Origin of the sequence: Hydrogenobacter sp. T-2 (assembly GCF_033971325.1) — a bacterium.
GTDB classification, from domain to species: domain Bacteria; phylum Aquificota; class Aquificia; order Aquificales; family Aquificaceae; genus Pampinifervens; species Pampinifervens diazotrophicum.
The window spans coordinates 1,478,573-1,500,065 of the sequence record NZ_CP117180.1 but is presented as its reverse complement, the minus strand read 5'-3'; the positions used below and the strand labels follow the sequence as shown (position 1 = coordinate 1,500,065).

The following is a 21,493-nucleotide window of genomic DNA, read 5'->3' as shown; positions in this document are numbered from 1 at the left end:
ACAAAAGCTTACCTAACCGTGTTAGGTAGGGTTGGTGTTTACACCGCACTCCGTAAACCCTTATCAAGTGGGTATAAAAGCCTGCTCGAGGTAGGTTGTTTAACTACCCCATCAACCTCTGCACACTTTCCACACCCTCTAAACCCTTTAGTGCTTCCTTGACCCTCAAAAAGCTCTGGTAGTTTTCCAACTGAAGGGTAAAATCCATTAGTGCTTGACCAGAGGGTAGGCTTTTGGTTTTGGCTTCTGTTATGTTTGCACCAGATTTTGCTATGGTGGTAGTCACTTCTCCCAAAATACCCATACGGTCTTTGACTATAAGCCTTAACCTTACTGGATGCAACCCCTGAGACTTGTTCCACAAGACCTTTATGACCTTTTCTGGTGATACACTCCATAGATGCTTTAGGTTAGGGCAATCCTTTGAATGTATAACCAAGCCCTTGCCTCTTGATATGACGCCGTAAACCTCCTCTCCCGGCAAGGGATTACAGCACTCCGCAAGGGTATGTAGCACGTTCCCAAGCCCGTCTATGTGGATTATATCTTCTACCCTTTCTGGAGGCTTTTCCTTTTGGATTTTCCTAAAAAGGGAGAATACCCTTTCCTTTGAGAGCTTTCCACTTCCCAAAAGTAGATAAAGCTCCTCTTCTGTCTTTGCCTTTGTCTCCTCAGTGAGTTTATTCAGTAAAATTTCTCTGCCAATACCCAGCTTTTGTAAGTACAGCTCAAACTTCTCTTTTCCTAGCTGTATGTATTTCTCCCTTTCAAGCTCCTTTAAAACCGCCTTTATTCTGCTTTTTGCCTTAGAGGTAACCACAAAATTCAACCATTCTTGATTAGGCTTCTTGTTAGGATTGGTTATTATCTCCACCATATCTCCGTTTTGAAGTTTATAATTGAGAGGAACAATCCTGCCCTTTACCTTTGCTCCAGCACAGTGGTTGCCTATATCTGTGTGTATGTGATAGGCAAAGTCTACAGGCGTTGCACCCTTTGGAAGAACCACAAGGTCTCCCTTTGGAGTAAAGACAAAAACTTCTTCAGAAAATAGCTCCAATTTTAGGTTTTCCAAAAGCTCTTGAGGGTTTTTGCTTCCCTTTATGCTTTCCACAAGACCCTTCAACCAAGAGTATACTCCACCATCCTTTACGCTTTTGCCTTCTTTATAAGCCCAGTGTGCAGCAATACCCTTTTCCGCCCTTTCGTGCATTTCCCATGTGCGTATCTGCACCTCCACCATCCTACCCTTTGGACCTATAACCGTAGTATGCAAGGACTGGTAGAGGTTTGGCTTAGGCAGAGAGATATAGTCATCAAACTTTCCCGGGACTGGCTTGAATACGCTATGAACTAAGCCAAGCACAAGATAGCACTCTTGAACTGTGTCTACTATAACCCTAACACCTAAGATATCATGCACATCTTCAAGTTTTATACCTTTCCTCAAGGCTTTTTGCCATATGCCATATAAGTGCTTTGGTCTATAAAATACCTGTGCTCGTATGCCCGCCCTTTTCAGCTCCTCCTTTAGTTTTGGTATAAAAAGCCTCTTGAGATAATCCTCAAGTTCCTTTTTTGTGTTTCCCACAAAGTTTTTTACCTCTTCGTATTCCTTTGGATAAAGATACATAAAACACAGGTCTTCAAGCTCTGTTTTTATCTTCCAAAGACCAAGCCGGTTTGCTATGGGGACGTATATTTCAAGGGTTTCTCTTGCTATTCTAACCTGCTTTTCCTTGCTAAAATACTGCAAGGTTTTCATATTGTGAAGCCTGTCCGCCAGCTTTACGAATATCACCCTTAGGTCTTTTGAAAAGGCAAGGATGAGCTTTCTGTAGTTTTCCGCCTTTTGAGTCTGCACATCCTTGAAGTGTATCTTTCCCAGTTTAGTTACACCTTCCACTATATCCGCCACATCCTTACCAAAGTTATCCTTTAATTCCTCATATGTGGTCTCTGTATCCTCAAGCACGTCATGTAAGAGCCCTGCAACCACCGTATCCGTATCCATACAGAGCTCCGCAAGGATAATGGCAACTTCTATAGGATGGACCACATAGGGTTCACCTGACTTTCTGAACTGTCCTGCATGTTTTTCTTCTATGAATTCAACGGCCTTTTTAACCTTGCTGTCTTCGTATCCAAGAGACTTGAAGAGTCTCTCCTCATATTTTTTATTTAGAGTAGCTTCCATAGTTTATAATATTATGAATGTTAAGCAAATTAGCAAATCTATTCGGTTTTATTGCAAGCAACATAGGCATAGACCTTGGCACAGCCAATACGGTAGTATATGCACAAGGAAAGGGTATAGTGCTTTATGAGCCCTCTATCGTTGCGGTAGATGTGCGTTCTGGGAGAGTTTTGGCGGTAGGTAGAGAGGCGAAAGAAATGCTCGGAAAAACTCCGGAAAATATACAGACCGTAAGACCACTCAGAGACGGTGTTATAACGGACTTTGAAGCCACAAAGGTTATGCTTTCTTACTTTATAAACAAGGCAATAGGTGGTAGCATATTCAAAGCAAAGCCGAGGGTTGTCATAGGCGTGCCCTCTGGGGTTACGCAAGTGGAAAAAAGGGCGGTCATTGACGCTGCAAAGAGTGCAGGAGCAAGAGAAGTATACCTAATAGCTGAGCCAATGGCTGCTGCAATAGGTGCTGGACTTCCCATAGAAGACCCTATAGGCAATATGGTAGTGGATGTAGGTGGGGGAACTACAGAGATAGCTGTCATTTCTCTTGCGGGTATAGTAGTTTCAAATTCCATAAGGGTAGCAGGCGATGAGATGACTGAGTCTATAATACAACATGTGAAGAAAAAACATCACCTCCTAATAGGTGAACAGACCGCAGAGAAGGCAAAAATAGAGCTCGGTAGTGCCATATACGAAGAAGAGGAGAGGTCTATGGAGATAAAGGGAAGGGATATAACAGGGCTCCCAAAGATTGTAAGAATAAGCAATAGAGATGTTACAGAAGCCCTTGAGGATGTGCTATCTTCTATCATAAACGCAGTTAAGTCTACCCTGGAAAGGACTCCACCAGAGCTTGCCTCTGATATAGCGGAAAGAGGCATAACCTTGGCTGGAGGCGGTTCTCTGCTCAGAAACCTCAACGTTAGAATAGAACGTGAAACAGGCATAAAGACCAGCTACTGTGAAGACCCTATAACTGCAGTTGCCCGAGGAGTAGGGAAGGTTCTTGATAACATAGAGCTGATAAGGAAAGTTTCCATGATATGAAAAGCTATGTTGTGCCTTTTACTGCTTTATTATTGAGCGTTGTAGTTTATTTTATCAACTTTTCTACGCTACCATATCTTAACCAAGTCTATAACTTTCTTAGATTAGCGGTTTATCCCCTCTTGGAGTTAAAGGGTAATATACAAGAAAACACAAGAAGAATCGTAGAGACTTACCTGTTTTTGAAAAATGTGAGCGAAGAAAACAACAGATTAAGAAAGGAAGTTGAAGAATATAAATTGTATAAAGCCCAGCTTTTCGCCTGCGAAAACAACCTTAAAAGCCTAAGTCAAGCTATGAATATACCCTTTAATCCAAGCAAATATTCAATAGTTTATGCAAACGTGGTTGCCTACGACCCATCAGGTAGGGACACCTTTGTGCTCATAAACAGAGGACAAGATAAGGGTATATCCGAGGGTATGTTGTCCTTTTCTGGAGAGGGTCTCGTAGGTATTGTAGATAGTGTTTATGGAAGCTCCTCAAGAATAAGAACAGTTTTCTCTGAGGAATTCACTCTTAGTGCTGGAGTTGGAGATAAGGCATATATATACAGGGGAGGATTCCCTACAGGGTCTTTACTACATGTCAAGTTGGATGATGAGATTAATATTGGTGATGTGGTTTATGTGAGAGTGCCAGGTAGGACCTTTCCTCAGTTCAAAATTGGCACTGTTGAAGAAGTATACCATGATGGGAAGGGCTTTTTTAAAAAGGTAAAGGTCAAGCCCTACTTGGACATAAGAAAGGTTTCCCTTCTTGTTGTCATAAGGGAAAGGTTATGAAGTTTTACATAATAGCATTCTTTCTTGCGTATTTTCAGGGTTCTGTGCTGATCACTATCTTTCATAACATGCTCGTGTCTCCTAATCTTCTCCTTGCTTACCTTTTCCTTCATATCTTTAAGGAAGACAAAGGATGGCTTAGAAAAGCGTTTATTACAGGTTTTTTCCTTGACCTATTTCAGGATTCTCTTGGATTGCACCTGTCAGGACATATATTCTTTGCTATTCTTTTTAATCTAATGAGGCTGAGGATAGAAATTCCGAGCAGGCTTTCTTTGTTGCTTGCCTACTTTCTTCTCTCCCTGCTTGAAAAGCTTTGGCTGGTCCTTTTGTTTAGAATTAGATACTATGCGGACCTTAGCCTCTGGCTTTTGCCCTTGAGCCTTGCACTTGAAGTTCTTTTCCTTTACCTTATCTCAGGAAGATACCTTAGCAGAGAGCCATGAGTAGAAGACGGTTTTTGTTTCTTATGCTTTTTGGTGCATTTGTCTATGCTCTTATCTTTCTTAGGCTGGTATACCTTCAACTTTTTAAGGGTGAATACTACAAGAAACTTGCACAGAGGAATTATGTAAGAAAAAGGATTATATATCCTCAGAGGGGAGATATTTTAGACAGAAGAGGAGAGAAGTTAGCCTACGACACACCGAAATATATACTCCTCCTTGACCATCAAAAACTTCAAGAAGAGGGTAATCTTAGGGAGGTTTTAGCAAATGTTGAAGAGATATTTGGAGTAAAATTGGACTATGAGAGCATAAAAAAGAGAAAGGCTATAGAACCTGTTTTCTTAACAGAGCTAAGGACACAGGAGGAGATAGATAAATTTTATAACTACAGCTACAAGTTACCAGGGGTCTTTATAAACACAGTGCCAACAAGAAACTATCCTATGGGGGAGGTATGCGCCCACGTGGTGGGATACGTTTCTTACCCAACGGAAAGACACTATCAGCAATATGCAGACAGGATAGGAAGTCAAAGCCTGGTGGGTGTGTATGGAATTGAAAGAGCTATTGATACAGAGCTTTTGGGCAAGGTCGGTGCGGAGGAAGTTATGGTAAACGCGGTGGGAAGGATTATAGGAAATCTTGGCTATAAAGAGCCAGAGAAAGGAATAACCATCTTAACCACTATAGACTCAAGAGTACAGAAAATAGCCTACGAGGTCTTTAGGGACTCTGGACACAGGGCTGGTGCGGTTCTTATAATGGATACAAGGACGGGAGAGGTGCTAACACTTCTTAGTTATCCATCCTTTGACCCAAACAGAATAGCAGACTTATGGAGTCAATACAACAGTGATAAGTTCAAACCCCTTTTCAATAGGGCAACGCAAGGAAGATACCCTCCAGCGTCTGTTGTAAAACCTGCTTTGGGAATAGCTCTGCTCCAAAAGGGTGTATCTCCAAAGGAGGGTGTGGTATGTAGGGGATACTTTGAGCTTGGAAACAGGAAGTTTTTCTGCTGGAACAGAGCAGGACATGGCTGGGAGAACCTACATGGGGCTATAAAAGATTCTTGCGACGTTTACTTTTATCACTTTGGCTACTATAAGCTTGGTCCAAGAGAAATGGAGAGAGTTTATAGGAGCTTTTCCTATGGCGAGGAAATACCCTTTGAACTTCCTCTTGCAAAGGGTTTTATACCCACACCCGAATGGAAAAGAAATAGAATGAAGGAGCCTTGGTATGGTGGAGACACGGTTAACATGTCTATAGGGCAAGGATACATGAAGTCTACTCTTTTTGAGCAAACCCTTATGATGATGGCGATAGCCAACAATGGAGTAATATATAAACCTATTTTGGTGAAGGAGAAAAGGGATGCGGAGGGCAATACCATATGGAAGGCAAAAAGAAGCGTTTACAAGGTAGTGAAGGCAAAGCCAGAATATTTTGCCATAGTTAGGGAAGCACTTAGAAGTGTGGTAAGGTCAGGAACTGCTACTTCCGCCTTTTCAAGAATAGTAGAAATAGCAGGCAAAACTGGAACCGCTCAAGTGTCCGCCCTAAGTGCAATAAGAAGGAACCTGCCCTATCATCTTAGAGACCATGCGTGGTTTGTAGGTTTTGCACCTTACAGAGACCCTGTTTTTATAATAGGAGTGCTTGTGGAGCATGGAGGTTCTGGAGGTGCGGCAGCAGCGCCTATAGCAAGAAAGATTCTTGAAAGGATATACATGGAAGGTATACATAAGGAGCTTACTTAAAGGCTACAAGCGTGGATATGTTAAGCTCTTCTTTGTAAAAAACTACTCTAAAGTCCTCAAAAAGTCTGAAAAGCTCTCCTTCCTTAAGAAGGTAATCGGGATTAAAATCTCTTTTTATAAGGCTATGCTTTTCATTGTAGGTTTCAAAGATAATCAAACCATTGGGCTTTAAAGCCTTCTTTATTTGGGGTATAAGCCTTCTATTTAAATAATAGAAGTTCACAACAAGTGTATATGTGTTTTCTTTCAATATAAAGTAATCAAGGTCAGCACATATGAAATTCACTCTAAGATTCCTTTCATAGGCTTGCCTTCTTGCCTTTTTGAGGGCAACAATAGATATATCAATTGCATCTACAGTAAAACCTTGCTCTGCAAGAAAAATCGCATTCTCTCCAGTTCCACAGGCTATCTCAAGTGCCCTTCCAACAGGTGCATAGGTGAAAAATTCGACCAGGGCTTTGTGGAGCGTGCTTTGCCAACCCTGTAGATATTTAAAGTCCCACCTTTCTTTGTCTTGAAGTGCCATGGTAGAATTTTAAACTTAATGAAACGAGTCCTCCTTTGGGGTCTTGGTGTTAGTGGAAGGTCTGCCCTTAACCTTTTGAAGGCTAAAGGCTTTGAAGTGTACGCAGGGGACGATGCAAGAGGTGATAACTTTAAAGAGTTCTTGCATATAGTGGATACGGTAGTTCTCTCTCCGGGCATACCACCACACCACGCACTCTGGAAGGAAGCACAAGAGAAAGGGATAGAGGTTATAGGAGAATTGGAGCTCGCTTGGAGGTTCTTTGAAGGCAAAGCCTTAGCTATCACCGGCACAGACGGAAAGTCCACCACCACACGGCTCACATACCTTATGCTAAAAGAGGTCTACGCCAACGTGGAAGAGGGTGCAAACGCGGGAAAGCCTCTCTCTGAGATAGTCTTAAGCAATCCCTCTTGCCTTGCGGTGCTTGAGGTCTCCTCCTTTCAGGGTAAAACTTTAAAAACCTTTAGACCAATAGGAGGTGCTTTTCTAAACTTTTCTGAGGACCACCTTGATTGGCATCCGAGCCTCCAAGACTACCTTGAGAGCAAAAGAAACATCTTCTCAAGGCAAAGGGAAGAAGACTTTCTCTTATTGAACGCAAAAGACCCAAGAATAAGAGAAACTCCAAGTGATGCAAAAAAGTTTTTCCTCCTTGAAGAGGGTATGCAAGGATACATAAAGGAAGGCAAAGCCTACTTTCTTGGTGAGGAGCTTTTTGAAGTGGAGAGGCTCAAAATAAGAGGAAAACACAACTGGCACAATGCCCTTTTTGCGGGTGCTATGGCAAGGCTTATGGGTGTGGAAAGGGAAATAATACAAGAAGTTCTCTACAGCTTTTCTGGACTGCCATATAGGATGGAGTATATGGGAAGTTTTGGTGGTGTAGAGGTATACAACGATTCTAAGTCTACCACTGTTAACGCCTTAAGGTCTGCCCTTGAAAGTTTTGAGGATGGTAAGGTTATCTTAATAGCAGGTGGGAAGGACAAGGGTGGAGATTTTGAAGGTATAAAGGAGCTTGTTAAGAAAAAGACAAGGCTCAGCATCCTCATAGGTGAGGCACGGGAGAAAATCGCAAAGGCTTGGCGGGGTTGCGAGGTCTATTTAGCAAAAGACCTTGAGTCTGCGGTATCAAAAGCCTTTGAGTTTGCCAAGCAGGGAGACATTATTCTCTTTTCTCCAGCTTGTGCTTCCTTTGATATGTTTAGAGACTACAAGGAAAGAGGGGAGAGGTTTAAGGAGTTAGTTTTTGAGCTTGGTGGCAAAAGTCTATGAGCTTTGCTATAATCTTTTAACTCACAAACCTTTACGGAGGCAGGCATGAAACTGCACGAGCATCAGGCAAAGGAGCTTTTGAAAAGATATGGTCTTCCTGTGCCAGAGGGAAGAGTAGCCTTTAACCTTCAAGAAGCCTTGCAGGCGTGCGAAGAGCTTGGAGAGTTTCCTCTTGTGGTAAAGGCTCAGGTGCATTGCGGTGGGCGTGGAAAGGCTGGCGGTGTAAAGTTGGTAAAGAATGCAGAAGAGCTCCAGCAAGCGGTGGAGAGCATGCTTGGGAAAGTGCTTAAGACCTTCCAGTGCCCTGATGGAAAACCTGTAAGCAGGGTATGGATAGAAAAGGCTACCAACATAGAAAGGGAATACTACCTCTCTATAACCCTTGACAGGGCAGTTTCTAAACCCGTTTTGATGGCTTCTGCGGAGGGTGGAATGGAAATAGAGGAGGTTGCCAAGGAAAAACCAGAAGCCATACACATGCTCCACATAGACCCAGCCTTGGGTCTTATGCCTTCTCAAGCAAGAAGGATAGCCTTTAAGCTTGGACTCCCTGTAAACGAGTTTGTAAAGATAGCCTTGGCTCTCTACAAGGCGTATATTGACCTTGATGCAAGCCTTGTGGAGATAAACCCACTTGTCCTTACAAAAGAAGGAAGCTTTGTGCTTCTTGACGCAAAGGTGGAGCTTGACGACAATGCTCTAATAAGGCACAAGGACCTTGAAGAGCTTGAAGACCTCACTCAGCTTGACCCTCTTGAGGTGGAAGCAAAGAGGTATAGCCTTAACTACATAAAGCTGGATGGAAACATAGGGTGTATGGTAAACGGTGCAGGGCTTGCTATGACCACAATGGATATAATAAAGCTTGCAGGGGGAGAGCCTGCCAACTTCCTTGATGTGGGTGGTGGTGCCAATGTGGAGCAGATAGCCAACGCCTTTAGGATACTTATGGCAGACCAAAATGTAAAGGCGGTTTTTATAAACATCTTCGGTGGCATCCTTAGATGCGACAGGCTTGCCAATGGTCTCATAGAGGCGGCAAAAATGGTGGAAATAAAAGTCCCTGTTGTGGTCCGTATGGAAGGGACAAACGTAGAGGAGGGGAGAAGACTTCTGGCTGAGTCTGGACTAAACTTTATAAACGCAGTGGATATGTGGGATGGTGCAAAGAAGGCGGTGGAGTTGGCATCCAAAGGAGGTTAAGTCATGGCAATCCTTGTAGACAAAAACACAAAAGTCTTAGTTCAAGGCATAACAGGAAAGGAAGGCTCTTTCCATGCTACCCAATGCAAAGCCTATGGCACTCAAGTGGTGGCAGGCGTTACTCCCGGCAAAGCAGGTCAGTCTGTAGAGGGCATACCTGTTTTCAACACCGTGGAAGAGGCTGTCAGAGAAACCTCCGCTAACTGCTCCCTTATCTTTGTCCCGCCAGCCTTTGCAGGAGATGCCATAGTGGAAGCTCTTGATGCAGGCATAGAGCTCGTGGTCTGTATCACAGAGGGTATACCAGTAAGAGATATGATGATGGTAAAGGACTACATGAAAAAGAACTACCCAGACGCCAAGCTCATAGGTCCAAACTGCCCAGGAGTGATAACCCCAGGCGAGGCAAAGGTGGGTATAATGCCAGGGCATATCTTCAAAAGAGGTTCTATAGGCATAGTTTCAAGAAGTGGGACGCTTACCTACGAAGCATCCTATCAGCTTACACAGTTTGGGCTTGGACAGTCCACTGCGGTAGGAATAGGTGGAGACCCAGTCCATGGGCTTTCTCACAAGGACGTTATAGCCATGTTTAACCAAGACCCAGAAACAGAGGCTATACTTATGATAGGAGAAATAGGTGGGACCGCGGAAGAGGAGGCTGCGGAGTATATAAAAGAGCATGTGAAAAAGCCAGTGTTTGCCTATATTGCAGGTATAACCGCGCCACCGGGAAGGCGTATGGGACATGCAGGTGCTATAATAAGTGGAGGTAAGGGCACAGCACAGGCAAAAATGCAAGCCTTAAAGGAAGCAGGTGTGACAGTAATAGAAAACCCTGCCTTTATAGGGAAGACTGTAGCGGAGGCTATTGGAAAGTTATGATTAAGTTTATGTTGATAAAGTGAACCTGTGATATATTTTATAAACCCAAACTTTTAAGGAGGTGTTAATATGGCTCTGAAGACCAAAGTTGACCCAGATACCTGTACTTCATGCGAGCTTTGCTATGACAGAGTGCCAGAGGTCTACAAAAACAGGGGCGATGGAATAGCAGAAGTGGTAAGCCCTGGACCGGACGGATGGATGATAGTGCCAGCGGAGCTTGAAAACGAGGTTAAAGAGGTTACCGACGAATGTCCCAGTGGGTCAATAATAACAGAGGAATCGTAAATATAAAGATTGACATAGATACATGCACCGCCTGTGAGCTATGCTACGATAGGCTACCAGAGGTTTTTGTTGATAGGGGGGATGGCATCCCCCTTGTTATGATAAAGGTCCCAATAGAGCGGGTATACGAAAAGCTTTTGCAAACTGCAGAGGATTGCCCCAGTGGTTCTATAATCCTATACTAAGTTGGATAAGATACTTTTTCTGGGGACTGCAGGCGGTAGAGCAAGCGTTTTTAGATTTTTAAGAAGGTCTGGAGGCTTTCTACTTTTTTTATCTGGCTCACTGGTGCACGTAGACCCAGGTCCTGGTGCTTTTGTATATCTTCACCAACTTGGTATAGACCCAAAAAACATAGACCTTGTAGTCTTGTCTCATATCCACCTTGACCACTCTTCCGATGTCAACTCTGTAATAGAATCTGCCACAGATGGAGGAAAGCTAAAGCACGTAGCCTTGTTTGCTCCACGCTCTGCTTTTGAAGGTCATCACAGAGTTGTTCTCCCCTTTATAAGAGAAAGGCTTGCGTTAGAAGGTTTTCTAAAAGAGGGTGAGGTGCTCTCCTACAAGTCAGTGAGTGTAAAAGCGGTAATGAAACACACCCATCATGGTGCAGAAACCTATGCCTTGCTCTTCAACGATAGAATTCTGTATGTCTCTTGTGCCTTATACGAGGACAGAATGCTAAAACTCTACCCGCATAATGTGGAAGTTATGATAATCAACACAACCCTTTACAGGAAAACAAAGCCTATAGACCACCTTACCGTTGAAGACGCAGAAAGGCTAATATCTGTTCTAAAGCCTAAAAAGGTCATCCTAACCCACTTTGGGTATGAGTTCCTTTTGCAGTATGACCCAGAAAGGGTTGCAGAGGAGCTTTCTCAAAAATATGGAATACCAGTGATATCCGCCAAAGATTTTATGGAGGTGGTGCTCTAATGTTAGAGCACCTATTCCCCGAGTTAAAAAAGTGGGCAGAAAATTTTGTCCAAGAGCACGGCTATACTGCACTTTTCATTCTTTCCTTTACAGAATCCATAATTCAACCAGTGCCACCTTATCCCTTTATAGTGAGTGCTCCTCTCTTTAATCTAAGTCCCTACGTGGCAGGGCTTATTGCCTTTGTAGGAAACATAGCGGGTGCTATCGTAGCCTACTATCTTGCCAAAATTCTTGGAGAAACCTTTGTAAAGAAACTCTTCGGTCAGAGACTCTACCTCAAGGGAGAAGCTCTTTTTAATAGGTATGGCTTTTGGGCGGTGCTTATAGGCGAACCATACAAGCTCGTTTGTTGGCTTGCTGGTCTCTTTCATATGCCAGTTTGGAGCTTTCTTTTGGCAAGCCTTATTGCAAGAGCTATTAGGATAGGCATATTTGTCTTCTTTGGTGATGTGCTTGGGAAATTTATAAACTAATGGGTGCGGGAGGACTCGAACCCCCAACCGGGCGGTTATGAGCCGCCCGCTCTGCCATTGAGCTACGCACCCTACAGGAAAAATATTATAAAACCTCTTGACAATCTTTGCAACTCTATGGTAGAGTTTTGGAAACTTAACCAGGGAGGTAGTGCCATGAAAAGATTTGTCCTTGCCTTTGCCCTGGTGGGAGCTCTCTGCAAGCCAATAATGGATGCGTCTCCTTTAGGCATAGGTGGCCCTTCAGAGGTCTCTTACCAAAATAATGAACTTGATGAGGAACTTTTTGACGTAGATACGGTTAGCAAAATTATAGCCACTGAGATGTCTGTAGAAGAAGCCATGAGAGAGCTTCTGAATGTCAAGACGGTGGAGACTGTCAAACCAGATATATGGCCAGTGGTAGGCGTTATAACCTCGGACTATGGCTGGCGGACACTTGGTGGAAGGAGAGAATTTCATACTGGTATAGATATATCCGCACCTTATGGAACACCTGTAGTCGCTGCATCTGACGGCAGGGTAATATACGCAGGATGGATAAGGGGCTACGGCAAAACAGTTATCATCTATCATGGTTACGGTTTTGCAACCCTTTATGCGCACCTATCGGACATAAAGGTTTCCTACTCAGACAAGGTTGTAAAGGGTCAGATAATAGGAAACGTAGGAACTACTGGTAGAGCTTTTGGACCACATCTCCATTATGAGGTTCTAAAGTACGGAATAAGGCAAAACCCTATAGCCTACCTGCCTTAGAGTAGACCTCTTCTTCTTAGCGCATCTTCGTATATTCTTCTGTAGAGATGGTTCCACTCGGGGGTGCCTTCCACTATCCTCTTTGAGTAAGACCTTATTCTCTCTCTTACTTCTTTGTCTATCTCTTCCTCTTCTCTAACCGCCTCCATGAGAATCTCCCTTATCCTATTCCTTATTACACTTGGCTCTTCGTATATTTCCACCTCTGGGTCTTCCATTATCATGTCCTTTATTCTATGTGCTATTTGATTCATCCTCTCCCTTCTTGATGTGTGTATGTTCATCTCCTCTGCAAGCTTACTCCTAACCGTTTTATATGCAGTCCTATAATCAAGGCTTGTTTCTTCAAGAAGCTCGAGCTTTTCCTTGAGTATTTCCTTAGTTTTTTCGTCAAGCATTCTCTCTTGCTCTTCCGCTTCTTTAAATATGGCTATTATCTTTTTCTTAAAGGTGTAAGGCTCCTCTGGTTCTATTATTCCTTCATTTTCATAGAGCTCTTTTATTATCCTATCCGCTATCCTCTCTACAAGTTTCTCAGGTAGCCTCATGCACAGCCTCCTAAATCTTATCAATTATATCATAGAAAACTCTCAAGAAGACTTTTGACTTCCTGCGTGTATTCACCACTCTCTTCGTTAATTATTAGAGGTTTTTCAACGACAGGCAAGGGTCTTAGATTCTTTAGTGCGTGTATACACACTATTTTTGCATTCTTATATAGCTTTGGATAGAAAAACCTTAATGACTCTATTTCTAATCTATATTTTTTCATAAATATAATAGCCTCTGTAAGGCGATTCGAGGCTACCAAAAGGTTAAAATGTCTACCATCTTTAAGCAAAAAACTCGCTGTTTTTATGAAATCTTCAAGACTTGTATCCGTCTCGTGATGATACTCGTTGGTTGAAAGACTACCCTTATAAAAGGGTGGATTGGCAACAACCACATCAAAACTCTGAGCCTTTAGGTAGTCCTGTATGTGTCTGAGATCAAGGTCAAGAACATGGATTTTATCCTCAAGTTTGTTGAGCTTTATGTTTTCTCTGAGAAGCTGGAGCATAATAGGGTTCCTTTCCATAGCCCAAACTTTGCAAGAGTATTTGAGGGAAATTAGTATGGAAAGAGTGCCAAAGCCTGCACCAAGGTCAAGGACTTTTGAGCTTCTCCTTATTCCTTTGAGATTTGCCACAAAGAGTATTTCTACTATTGACAATTTGTGTGCCTTTGGCTGTTTAAACCTTACTTTTCCCCTAAAAAATTCAAACTCCTTAGACCCTTCCAAACCTCTCTACAAGCTCAAGGAGAGTTCTTGCCCTTTCCTTGATTTTTTCCAACTCTTCTATTTCCTCCATGGTCTGAGCAGTTGCCAACTTTTTCATCGCTTGGTCAAAGAGCTCCTTCTCTTTGCCGGGGTCAATTTCTCCTATGTTATAGGCTTCCTCCGTAAGTATGATGACCTTCTCGGGTGTTACATCCACAAAGCCATAAGTTACCGCTATACCATTTTCTTGCTTTCCATCAAAGTAGACAAGTCCAGGTTTTAACATGGTCATAAGATACATGTGTTTTTCAAGAACACCTATTTCGCCCTCTGCAGTGGGTATGTTTACAGAGTTGACCTCCCTTGAAAAATGAAGCCCTTGAGGTGTAACTATTTCTACCTTTATCATGGCGTTAAAATTATACCATGAAGGCTTACCTTCTTGGCAAACTTCCTCGCATGCTGTCTACTACGCTTTTCCACGCTATGGCACAGCTGGGCTATGAGGGTCTCATACTCTGTGAACCAGAGGATACCTACGTAAGTCTTGGCTACTTTGACAGAGCCTATGAACTTATTGACCTTAAAAAATGCAAGGATTTGGGTATAGGTCTCATAAGAAGGCAGACGGGTGGCGGTGCGGTTTTGTTATCACCAGGTCAGGTTTTTTATCAACTCATACTTCCCAAAGAGGTTGTTCCCTTCAAGGTAGAAGATGCCTACAGAAAACTTTCACAACCTGTTATAAGGGCTTACGCAAGGCTTGGGCTTGAGGTGGAATACAAGCCCATAAACGACCTCGTAGTAAATTCATCTCAAAGAAAGATAAGCGGTCAGGGTGCTGGAGATGTAGGAAAGTTTTTTGTCTTTGTGGGAAACATACTCCTTAGGTTTGACCCAGACCTTATGGCGGAGCTTTTTAATCTTCCAAACAAGTATGCGAGGGAGAAGGTGAGACAAAGCCTCTGGGAAAACATATCGTGGTTAGAAAGAGAGTTGTGCAGGATTTTTAACCTAAAGGAAGTCACGGAAGCTCTCCTTAAGGAGTTCTCCAAGGACTTTAACCTTGAGGTCTGTGAAGAAGCTCCACAGGATGCCATTGAGCTTGCGGAAGAGTTAAGGGAGGAGATGACCTCTGAAGAAACTCTTCTTGAAGACACGGGAAGAAAGCATCACCTTATAAAGATAAGGGAAGGAGTATATGTGCCACGATATTAAGAGGAAAAAGTTGCTAAATTTTAGATCCTATTTTACGATACTATTAAGAGGGAGGTTTATATGTTTGGTGCTACCTTTGGGATAGTAGCTCAGGGACTTGAGCTTTTTAGGAAGTCTGCGGACATAAGAAACAGAAACATACTTAACGCTAACAATCCAGACTATGCCCAAGAAGACCCCGTGGTAAAGAGCTTTGCTCCTGTGGGTATAAGGCTGGAAGACATAATAAGAAGTCAGAATTTCTACTACATGTCTTTGAGAAATCAAAAGCTCTCTCTGGTTTCTGCTCTTGATACCACCATAAAGGGAAACTCTCAAGTGGAAAACCTTTTTCAGGAGTTTACTCAGGGGCTCGGTGGTAGCGAATATGTAAACCGCTTCTTTACCGTCTATCAGAACCTTATGAAAGAGCCCACCAACGAAGGAGCGAGGAGTGAGCTATTAAATTCCGCACAAAGCCTTATTTCTTATCTAAAGGATAGAAGAAGGGACATGGAAAGGTCTCTTGCCAGCACAGACTACGATATGAGACAATACATAAACAAGATAAATACCCTGTCAAAGAAGCTCGCTCAGATAAACCAAGAAATACTCACCGGCTATGCCCAGACTTATGCGAGGGGCAGGGACTACAAAAACTTGTTTGACCAAAGGGACAGCTACCTTAGAGAGCTATCAGAGCTTATAAATATACAAGTCCAAGAGGATGATATAGGCAGGGTCAGAGTAGAAACCAGCCACGGCTTTGTGCTCGTAGAAGACCGCTACAACTGGGAGCTTAAATACGACGCTGGCAATAGGCGGGTTCTTTGGAAGTCAAAGGATGGCTCAGAAGTAGACATAAGTGGTCTCATAAGTGGTGGAAGAGTAAGAGGGCTTTTGGACTTTCAGCAAGACCTTTTGGGCTATATAAACAGGCTGGAAGAGTTCTCTAAAAGGCTAATAAGCGAGGTAAAACTGCCTCTTAACAGTCAAGCGGGAAACAGCTGGTTTTGGCTAAGAAACCTTAGCGATCCAAATGCAGGTCTTGGCTTTTCTGGAAGTATAACCTTTAACTTCCCTGGTGGTCCTTTGGTTCTTAGCTATTCATCTACAGATAGCCTAAACGATATCATAAACACTATAAACACAGACCCAGCACTTAGCAGTAGCTTTTCCGCAAGCCTTATTCAAAACCCAGATGGCACTTACACTATGCGTATAACTGCCAATGACCCATCTTACACAATAGAGGATAGTAACAACTTAATACACAGGTCTGAACCTCTTTTTACTGGAACAGGTATTGGAGATATGGCTCTAAATTCAAACATAAACAACTACATACAAAACCTTGACTACGAAAAGGTGGATGAGTTTATGGATTTTTCAAGAAGCTGGTGGGAAAGCTCAAAGTCTATTTACAATCAGATTGTGGATAGTGTGGCATCAAGACAAAGAGACTTAAGAACTAAGTACGATATAGAAAATGCCCTTCTTAACTCTCTAAACACAAGGCTTCAGGAAATGCAAGGCGTTTCTGTGGATAATGAATTTATTGAGCTTATGAAGATACAAAGAAGCTACGAAGCATTGGCAAGAACCATAAATGCCATGGATGAGATGCTAAGAGCTACGCTAAATATGGTATGAGGTGAAAAGCTATGAAAGTGCCAGATAATTTGCTTTTTTCTCTTTTTCAGGAACAAGATGCAAGAATAAGGAGACAGCTCGCAGAAAAATCTTTGGAAATATCCACGGGCAGGAAGTATAGAAATATATCCGATGATCCATCAACTACATACAATATACTTGAGCTTAAAAAGGATATCTCTCAGCTTTCTCAATATTCAAAGAACAGACTTTTTGCAGACACAGCTTTGAGCTACGCGGACTTTAACCTTGGAAAGATTACGGACAGTCTGAACCTACTTTATGCCAAGACCATACAGGCAAAGAATCAGGTTCTTCAGTCAGACCAGCTTATAGCAATAGGTGAACTTTTCTCCTCAAGCCTTAGGGCTCTTCTTGATAGGGTCAATGACCAACTGGGAGGGAACTACATCTTCGGAGGTGCAAGCCTTACTCAAAAGCCCTTTGATGAAAATACTCTCGATTATGTGGCAAGCACGGAAGGTTTTAAGGTTTGGCTTTCGGATAACTACAAGGTAGACGCCTTTTTAAACGGAGGAGAGACTTTTGGTCTGAATGTGGCTATATCAAGGGCTACCTTTTCAAACCCTGAGATAAACTTTAATACCTCTGGCACTCTAAACGTAAGTGTAGGGACAACAGCTATTAACATAAATTACACTACAACCCAGACCCTTAACGACCTTGTGCAGTTTATAAACTCTAACTACTCAAACCTTCTTCAGGCAAAGGTTAGCCAAAATCCAGATGGAACATACTCTCTTATGCTCATGCCAGTGGACATAAGCAAGGAAATTTCTGTCTCCGATACAAGTGGTGGAGACTTTGATTCGGGAACTGCGGACTTTTATTCTCCCAATGTGCTACAGGCGGTCAAAAGGGTCGGGGACAAGCTAAGCTCCTCACTTTATCCCGACGATTCTGACCTTATGCTTTTGCAAAGAGCCTTTGATAGGGTTTCTTATAGAAGGTCTCAAGTGGGTAGTGTGCTATCTCAGGTTAAAAACCTCCAGCCAGTGCAAGAAAATCTTAGGGATAACCTGAACAAACAAAAATCTGACTTTGAGGATGCAGAGCTGTCTCAGAGTATAATGGACTATACTCGCTACAGGATTGCCTACGAGGCTCTTATGAGAATAATAGCAGACCAAAAGGATATGAGTATAATTAAATACATAAGGTAAATCAAAGAGCTATGAACATAGCAGAGTTTTATCAGAAGCAGTGTGAATTAATAAAAGATAAAAGGGAGAGGCGAAAGCTGAGAATGAAGCTAAAAAGAGAAAAAGTTCCTGTATTTTATAGGTTAATACCCGATGATGTTAAGAATTACAAAAAGTATATAGAGCCAGAATCTGTAGATTTTGTAATCACAGACCCTCCATACTCAAAGAAATATCTCTATCTATACGAAATTCTTGGAGAGCTTTCCGCCTATGCTCTAAAAGAAAAGGGTCTATGTATTGTTATGACGGGTCAAAGTTATCTACCAGAGGTCATTTCTCTACTTTCTAAAAAGCTATACTATCAGTGGACGATGGCGTATTTAACACCCGGTGGACAATCACCTTACATTTGGAAAGTCCGATGCAATAGCTTTTGGAAGCCTTTGCTTATATTTACAAAAAGCAAGGAATATAAGTATATAAGCTTTGGAGATGTTGTAAAAACCAGTGTAAACAACAACGATAAAAGGTATCATCACTGGGGGCAATCTGTGGAGGGCTTTTATCTACTCATGGATAAATTTGTTTTCCCTGGACAGGTGGTGTTAGACCCTTTCGTAGGAGGTGGTGCCTCCGCCATATCCGCTCTTCTGCATGGTTGTTCCTTTATAGGAATGGACGTGGATGAGAAATGTATAAAGACTACTGAAGCAAGAATAAAGGAGCTCATAGAGGAGGGAATAGTATGCATAAGTTCATGAGGGATTACAGTAAAACGCGAGAAGAGAGAACTGGTTGGAGGGATGAAAAGCTAAGCAGAAGGCATAGAGAGTGGGGTTTCAATTGTCCTGCTATTGATATTGATTTTATAATGATAGAATACAATACAGGTATTCCAGTCGCCCTAATAGACTATAAAAGATATACCGGTAGCTTGCGAAATCTTAGTCAGCAAAGTATAAAGGCTATTTCTATACTTGCGGACAACTCAAAAATTCCATTTTTTGTGGTTTATTACTGGGATAACCCTTGGGCTTTTAAGGTTAAACCTATTAATTCTTATGCGGAAGAAAGTCTTAAGCAGTCTAAATTTGCAAGCAAGGATAGGGTGCTTTCGGAGCAAGAATTTGTAAGATTCCTTTACGAACTAAGAAATATAAAACTAAATGAGCAAGAAGAAAAAATAATCTCAAGACTAAACTACCTTCCTCCAGACAACCTTTAACCCTCTCCACACTCCCTTGTAGCTTAATCCAAGGTAGAAGAGTATCATTTCAGTATTGAGGATCATCTCTTTTAAGGACATTTATCCGCAACTCTCCGCATTGGACTAAACTTCAATGGTTTAAAATATAAGCCATGAAACTAACTGTAGTTGGAGGAGGATACGTAGGGCTTACAACGGGCGTGTGCTTTGCACACCTTGGGCATGAGGTTATGGTGGTGGAGAAAATTCCTCAAAAGGTGGAGCTCCTGAAGGCTGGTAAGTCTCCCATCTATGAGCCGGGGCTTGAGGAGCTTATGCAGGAATCTCTAAGGGCTGGTAGGTTGTCCTTTACCACAGACCTAAAAGAAGGGCTTGAGTTTTCTGATGTGATATTTATCTGTGTGGGGACGCCACAAAGACCTGATGGCTCTGCGGACCTTTCACAGGTGGAAGAGGTTGCAAGAGAAACCGCGAAGCTCATGACCTCTTATAAGCTCCTCATAGAAAAGTCCACCGTTCCAGTAAACACACACCAGCTTATAAAAAAGACAGTGCAAAGATACATAAAAAGTCCAGATATACCCTATGATGTGGCGTCAAACCCTGAGTTCCTTAGAGAAGGCTCCGCCATAGAGGATTTTCTAAAACCTGATAGGATAGTGGTGGGAGTGGAAAGCGAAAGGGCAAAGAAGATATTTGAGGATCTCTATAAAGACTTTAACTGTCCCATAATCTTTACAGACCCAGCTACCGCAGAGCTCATAAAACATGCAAGCAATTCTTTCCTCGCCATGAAGATATCCTTTATGAACATGGTCGCAGACCTTTGTGAGAAGACCGGTGCGGATATAAAGCTGGTTGCGGATGGTATGGGCTATGACAAACGCATAGGAAGGGAGTTTCTCAATGCAGGTATAGGATACGGAGGCTCTTGCTTTCCAAAGGATGTGAAGGCTTTTATAAGGATAGCCCAAGACTACGGGCTTGACTTTGGACTTTTGAAAGAGGTAGACAGGATAAACCAAGAAAGACCCATAAGGTTTGTGGAAAAGGTAAAAAGTATTTTCTGGAGCGTCAAAGACAAAAAGCTGGCGGTTTGGGGGCTTGCCTTTAAACCCAATACGGATGACATAAGAGAAGCACCATCCATAAAGATAGTGGATATGCTACTAAGGGAGGGTGCAAAACTTTCCCTTTATGACCCCAAGGCTATGGAGAACTTCAAACTCCTCTTTCCGGAAGGTAAGGGCATAAGCTATGCAAAAGACCCCTACAGTGCGGTAGAAAATGCGGAAGCCCTGCTTATACTTACAGAATGGGAAGAGTTTAAAAAAGCGGACTTAAAAAGGGTAAAAAGCCTTATGGCTTTACCCATTATAGTGGATGGCAGAAATGTATACGAACCATCAGAGGTAAGGGCTTTAGGTTTTGAATACTATCCTGTGGGAAGATGAGGGTTTTGATAACCGGTGTGGCAGGCTTTATAGGTTCGCATCTTGCGGAGAGGTTTTTAAAGGAAGGTTTCTATGTTATAGGCATGGACAACTTCCTTACAGGTAGTCCTGACAACATAGCCCACCTTTTTGAAAAGAAAAACTTTCGCTTTATACACTACAACGTGGTTAACTACATATACGTGGAAAGTCCGGTAGACCTCGTAGTCCATTTAGCCTGTCCTGCGTCTCCTGTGGACTATATGAACCATCCCATACATACCATGAAGGTAGACTCCCTTGGCACTCTCAACACTTTGGGTTTTGCCAAGCTAAAGGGTTCAAGGTATGTCTTTGCCTCTTCTTCTGAAGTCTATGGCTCTGCACAGGTCCATCCTCAACCAGAAGACTACTGGGGCTATGTAAACCCAGTGGGTCCAAGAAGCGTTTACGATGAGGCTAAGAGGTTTTCTGAAGCGTTGTGTATGGCTTATCACAGAGAACATGGACTTGATGTGAGAATTGCAAGGATATTTAACACCTACGGTCCACGCATGAGGAGAAATGATGGAAGAGTAATACCCACCTTTATAGAAAGAGCCCTCAGAGGTGAGCCATTACCCATATATGGAGATGGCTTGCAGACGAGGAGCTTTTGCTACATAGATGACCTTGTAGAAGGACTTTTTAGACTATCTGTTAGAGAAGGTCTTGCTGGCACGGTGGTAAACCTGGGAAATCCTGAGGAGGTATCTATATTAGAACTTGCCGAAAGGGTTATTGAGCTTTCTGGATCTTCATCAAAGATTGAGTTTCTCCCAGCAAGAGAAGATGACCCACCTAGAAGATGTCCAGACATAAGTAGAGCAAATAAACTGCTGGGTTGGTTTCCTCAAATACCCCTTGAAGAGGGTCTAAAAATAACCTTAAGATGGTTTGTAGGGTTATAATAATATCATAAAGGAGGGTAGCT

The 21,493-nt window shown here is 42.6% G+C and carries 24 protein-coding genes and 1 tRNA gene; 19 read left to right on the top strand and 6 right to left on the bottom strand.

Features of this window, described 5'->3' with window-relative positions; genetic code table 11:
* Positions 1-103: 103 nt before the first annotated feature.
* Positions 104-2,197 (bottom strand): RelA/SpoT family protein, encoded by a 2,094-nt coding sequence (locus IAE16_RS08680; protein WP_323700438.1) that lies wholly within the window; start codon positions 2,195-2,197, stop codon positions 104-106.
* Between the two features lie 17 nt (positions 2,198-2,214).
* On the opposite strand from IAE16_RS08680, the gene IAE16_RS08675 reads away from it, so the two are divergent.
* Genes IAE16_RS08675 through mrdA form a run of 4 tightly spaced genes read left to right on the top strand, consistent with a single transcriptional unit; the run spans position 2,215 to position 6,243 of the window.
* Positions 2,215-3,246, top strand: coding sequence for a rod shape-determining protein (locus IAE16_RS08675; protein WP_323700437.1), 1,032 nt, complete (start codon positions 2,215-2,217; stop codon positions 3,244-3,246).
* Positions 3,243-4,031: a rod shape-determining protein MreC gene (gene mreC, locus IAE16_RS08670; protein ID WP_323700435.1), complete on the top strand. Its 789-nt coding sequence runs from the start codon at positions 3,243-3,245 to the stop codon at positions 4,029-4,031. The genes IAE16_RS08675 and mreC overlap by 4 nt, the downstream gene beginning before the upstream one ends.
* Complete coding sequence (locus IAE16_RS08665) at positions 4,028-4,477, top strand: hypothetical protein (protein ID WP_323700433.1); 450 nt, start codon at positions 4,028-4,030, stop codon at positions 4,475-4,477. The genes mreC and IAE16_RS08665 overlap by 4 nt, the downstream gene beginning before the upstream one ends.
* A complete protein-coding gene (gene mrdA, locus IAE16_RS08660) occupies positions 4,474-6,243 on the top strand; it encodes a penicillin-binding protein 2 (RefSeq protein ID WP_323700432.1) in 1,770 nt (589 codons plus the stop codon). The genes IAE16_RS08665 and mrdA overlap by 4 nt, the downstream gene beginning before the upstream one ends.
* On the opposite strand, the gene IAE16_RS08655 is transcribed toward mrdA, so the two are convergent.
* Positions 6,236-6,772: a class I SAM-dependent methyltransferase gene (locus tag IAE16_RS08655; RefSeq protein WP_323700431.1), complete on the bottom strand. Its 537-nt coding sequence runs from the start codon at positions 6,770-6,772 to the stop codon at positions 6,236-6,238. The two genes, mrdA and IAE16_RS08655, sit on opposite strands and share 8 nt — an antisense overlap.
* An 18-nt stretch (positions 6,773-6,790) precedes the next feature.
* On the opposite strand from IAE16_RS08655, the gene murD reads away from it, so the two are divergent.
* The 7 genes from murD to IAE16_RS08620 all read left to right on the top strand — a co-directional run bounded on the left by murD (position 6,791) and on the right by IAE16_RS08620 (position 11,844).
* A complete protein-coding gene (gene murD / locus IAE16_RS08650) occupies positions 6,791-8,050 on the top strand; it encodes a UDP-N-acetylmuramoyl-L-alanine--D-glutamate ligase (RefSeq protein WP_323700429.1) in 1,260 nt (419 codons plus the stop codon).
* A 45-nt stretch (positions 8,051-8,095) separates the two neighbouring features.
* Positions 8,096-9,253 (top strand): ADP-forming succinate--CoA ligase subunit beta, encoded by a 1,158-nt coding sequence (gene sucC, locus IAE16_RS08645; protein WP_323700428.1) that lies wholly within the window; start codon positions 8,096-8,098, stop codon positions 9,251-9,253.
* Positions 9,254-9,256: 3 nt separating this feature from the next.
* On the top strand, positions 9,257-10,138 hold the full coding sequence (gene sucD, locus IAE16_RS08640; RefSeq protein ID WP_323700427.1) for a succinate--CoA ligase subunit alpha: 882 nt from the start codon (positions 9,257-9,259) through the stop codon (positions 10,136-10,138).
* A gap of 69 nt (positions 10,139-10,207) precedes the next feature.
* Positions 10,208-10,426 carry a ferredoxin gene (locus IAE16_RS08635; RefSeq protein ID WP_323700425.1) on the top strand — a complete coding sequence of 73 codons (219 nt, stop codon included), beginning with the start codon at positions 10,208-10,210 and terminating at the stop codon, positions 10,424-10,426.
* Positions 10,390-10,611: a ferredoxin gene (locus IAE16_RS08630; protein WP_323700424.1), complete on the top strand. Its 222-nt coding sequence runs from the start codon at positions 10,390-10,392 to the stop codon at positions 10,609-10,611. Before IAE16_RS08635 ends, IAE16_RS08630 begins: the two co-directional genes overlap by 37 nt.
* 1 nt (position 10,612) lies before the next feature.
* Positions 10,613-11,368, top strand: a complete 756-nt coding sequence (locus tag IAE16_RS08625) for an MBL fold metallo-hydrolase (RefSeq protein ID WP_323700423.1) — start codon at positions 10,613-10,615, stop codon at positions 11,366-11,368.
* Positions 11,368-11,844, top strand: coding sequence for a YqaA family protein (locus IAE16_RS08620; protein ID WP_323700422.1), 477 nt, complete (start codon positions 11,368-11,370; stop codon positions 11,842-11,844). The genes IAE16_RS08625 and IAE16_RS08620 overlap by 1 nt, the downstream gene beginning before the upstream one ends.
* On the opposite strand, the gene IAE16_RS08615 is transcribed toward IAE16_RS08620, so the two are convergent.
* Positions 11,845-11,916: transfer RNA gene (locus tag IAE16_RS08615), tRNA-Ile, on the bottom strand. It abuts the gene before it with no gap.
* 84 nt (positions 11,917-12,000) lie between these two features.
* Between IAE16_RS08615 and IAE16_RS08610 the strand changes: the two genes are divergently transcribed.
* Positions 12,001-12,603 carry a M23 family metallopeptidase gene (locus tag IAE16_RS08610; protein ID WP_323700421.1) on the top strand — a complete coding sequence of 201 codons (603 nt, stop codon included), beginning with the start codon at positions 12,001-12,003 and terminating at the stop codon, positions 12,601-12,603.
* On the opposite strand, the gene IAE16_RS08605 is transcribed toward IAE16_RS08610, so the two are convergent.
* From IAE16_RS08605 to atpC, 3 genes are read right to left on the bottom strand one after another with little or no spacing between them, the layout of a single operon-like run.
* Entirely contained in the window at positions 12,600-13,151 is a 552-nt protein-coding gene (locus IAE16_RS08605) for a DUF507 family protein (RefSeq protein WP_323700420.1), read from the bottom strand. The genes IAE16_RS08610 and IAE16_RS08605 overlap by 4 nt on opposite strands.
* A gap of 29 nt (positions 13,152-13,180) precedes the next feature.
* Positions 13,181-13,885 carry a tRNA1(Val) (adenine(37)-N6)-methyltransferase gene (locus IAE16_RS08600; RefSeq protein WP_323700419.1) on the bottom strand — a complete coding sequence of 235 codons (705 nt, stop codon included), beginning with the start codon at positions 13,883-13,885 and terminating at the stop codon, positions 13,181-13,183.
* Positions 13,872-14,273, bottom strand: coding sequence for an ATP synthase F1 subunit epsilon (atpC, locus tag IAE16_RS08595; RefSeq protein WP_323700418.1), 402 nt, complete (start codon positions 14,271-14,273; stop codon positions 13,872-13,874). Before atpC ends, IAE16_RS08600 begins: the two co-directional genes overlap by 14 nt.
* A gap of 17 nt (positions 14,274-14,290) precedes the next feature.
* Between atpC and IAE16_RS08590 the strand changes: the two genes are divergently transcribed.
* The 7 genes from IAE16_RS08590 to IAE16_RS08560 all read left to right on the top strand — a co-directional run bounded on the left by IAE16_RS08590 (position 14,291) and on the right by IAE16_RS08560 (position 21,470).
* A complete protein-coding gene (locus IAE16_RS08590; RefSeq protein WP_323700417.1) occupies positions 14,291-15,082 on the top strand; it encodes a lipoate--protein ligase family protein in 792 nt (263 codons plus the stop codon).
* A 60-nt stretch (positions 15,083-15,142) separates the two neighbouring features.
* Complete coding sequence (gene flgK / locus IAE16_RS08585; protein WP_323700416.1) at positions 15,143-16,714, top strand: flagellar hook-associated protein FlgK; 1,572 nt, start codon at positions 15,143-15,145, stop codon at positions 16,712-16,714.
* A gap of 11 nt (positions 16,715-16,725) precedes the next feature.
* Positions 16,726-17,898, top strand: a complete 1,173-nt coding sequence (gene flgL / locus IAE16_RS08580) for a flagellar hook-associated protein FlgL (RefSeq protein ID WP_323700415.1) — start codon at positions 16,726-16,728, stop codon at positions 17,896-17,898.
* An 11-nt stretch (positions 17,899-17,909) separates the two neighbouring features.
* A complete protein-coding gene (locus IAE16_RS08575) occupies positions 17,910-18,641 on the top strand; it encodes a hypothetical protein (RefSeq protein ID WP_323700414.1) in 732 nt (243 codons plus the stop codon).
* A complete protein-coding gene (locus tag IAE16_RS08570) occupies positions 18,626-19,105 on the top strand; it encodes a hypothetical protein (protein WP_323700412.1) in 480 nt (159 codons plus the stop codon). The genes IAE16_RS08575 and IAE16_RS08570 overlap by 16 nt, the downstream gene beginning before the upstream one ends.
* Positions 19,106-19,239: 134 nt before the next feature.
* The gene (locus IAE16_RS08565) at positions 19,240-20,541 is read left to right on the top strand and encodes a UDP-glucose dehydrogenase family protein (RefSeq protein WP_323700411.1); all 1,302 of its coding nucleotides are present in this window, start codon (positions 19,240-19,242) and stop codon (positions 20,539-20,541) included.
* On the top strand, positions 20,538-21,470 hold the full coding sequence (locus IAE16_RS08560) for a UDP-glucuronic acid decarboxylase family protein (RefSeq protein WP_323700410.1): 933 nt from the start codon (positions 20,538-20,540) through the stop codon (positions 21,468-21,470). The genes IAE16_RS08565 and IAE16_RS08560 overlap by 4 nt, the downstream gene beginning before the upstream one ends.
* The last annotated feature ends 23 nt before the right edge of the window (positions 21,471-21,493 follow it).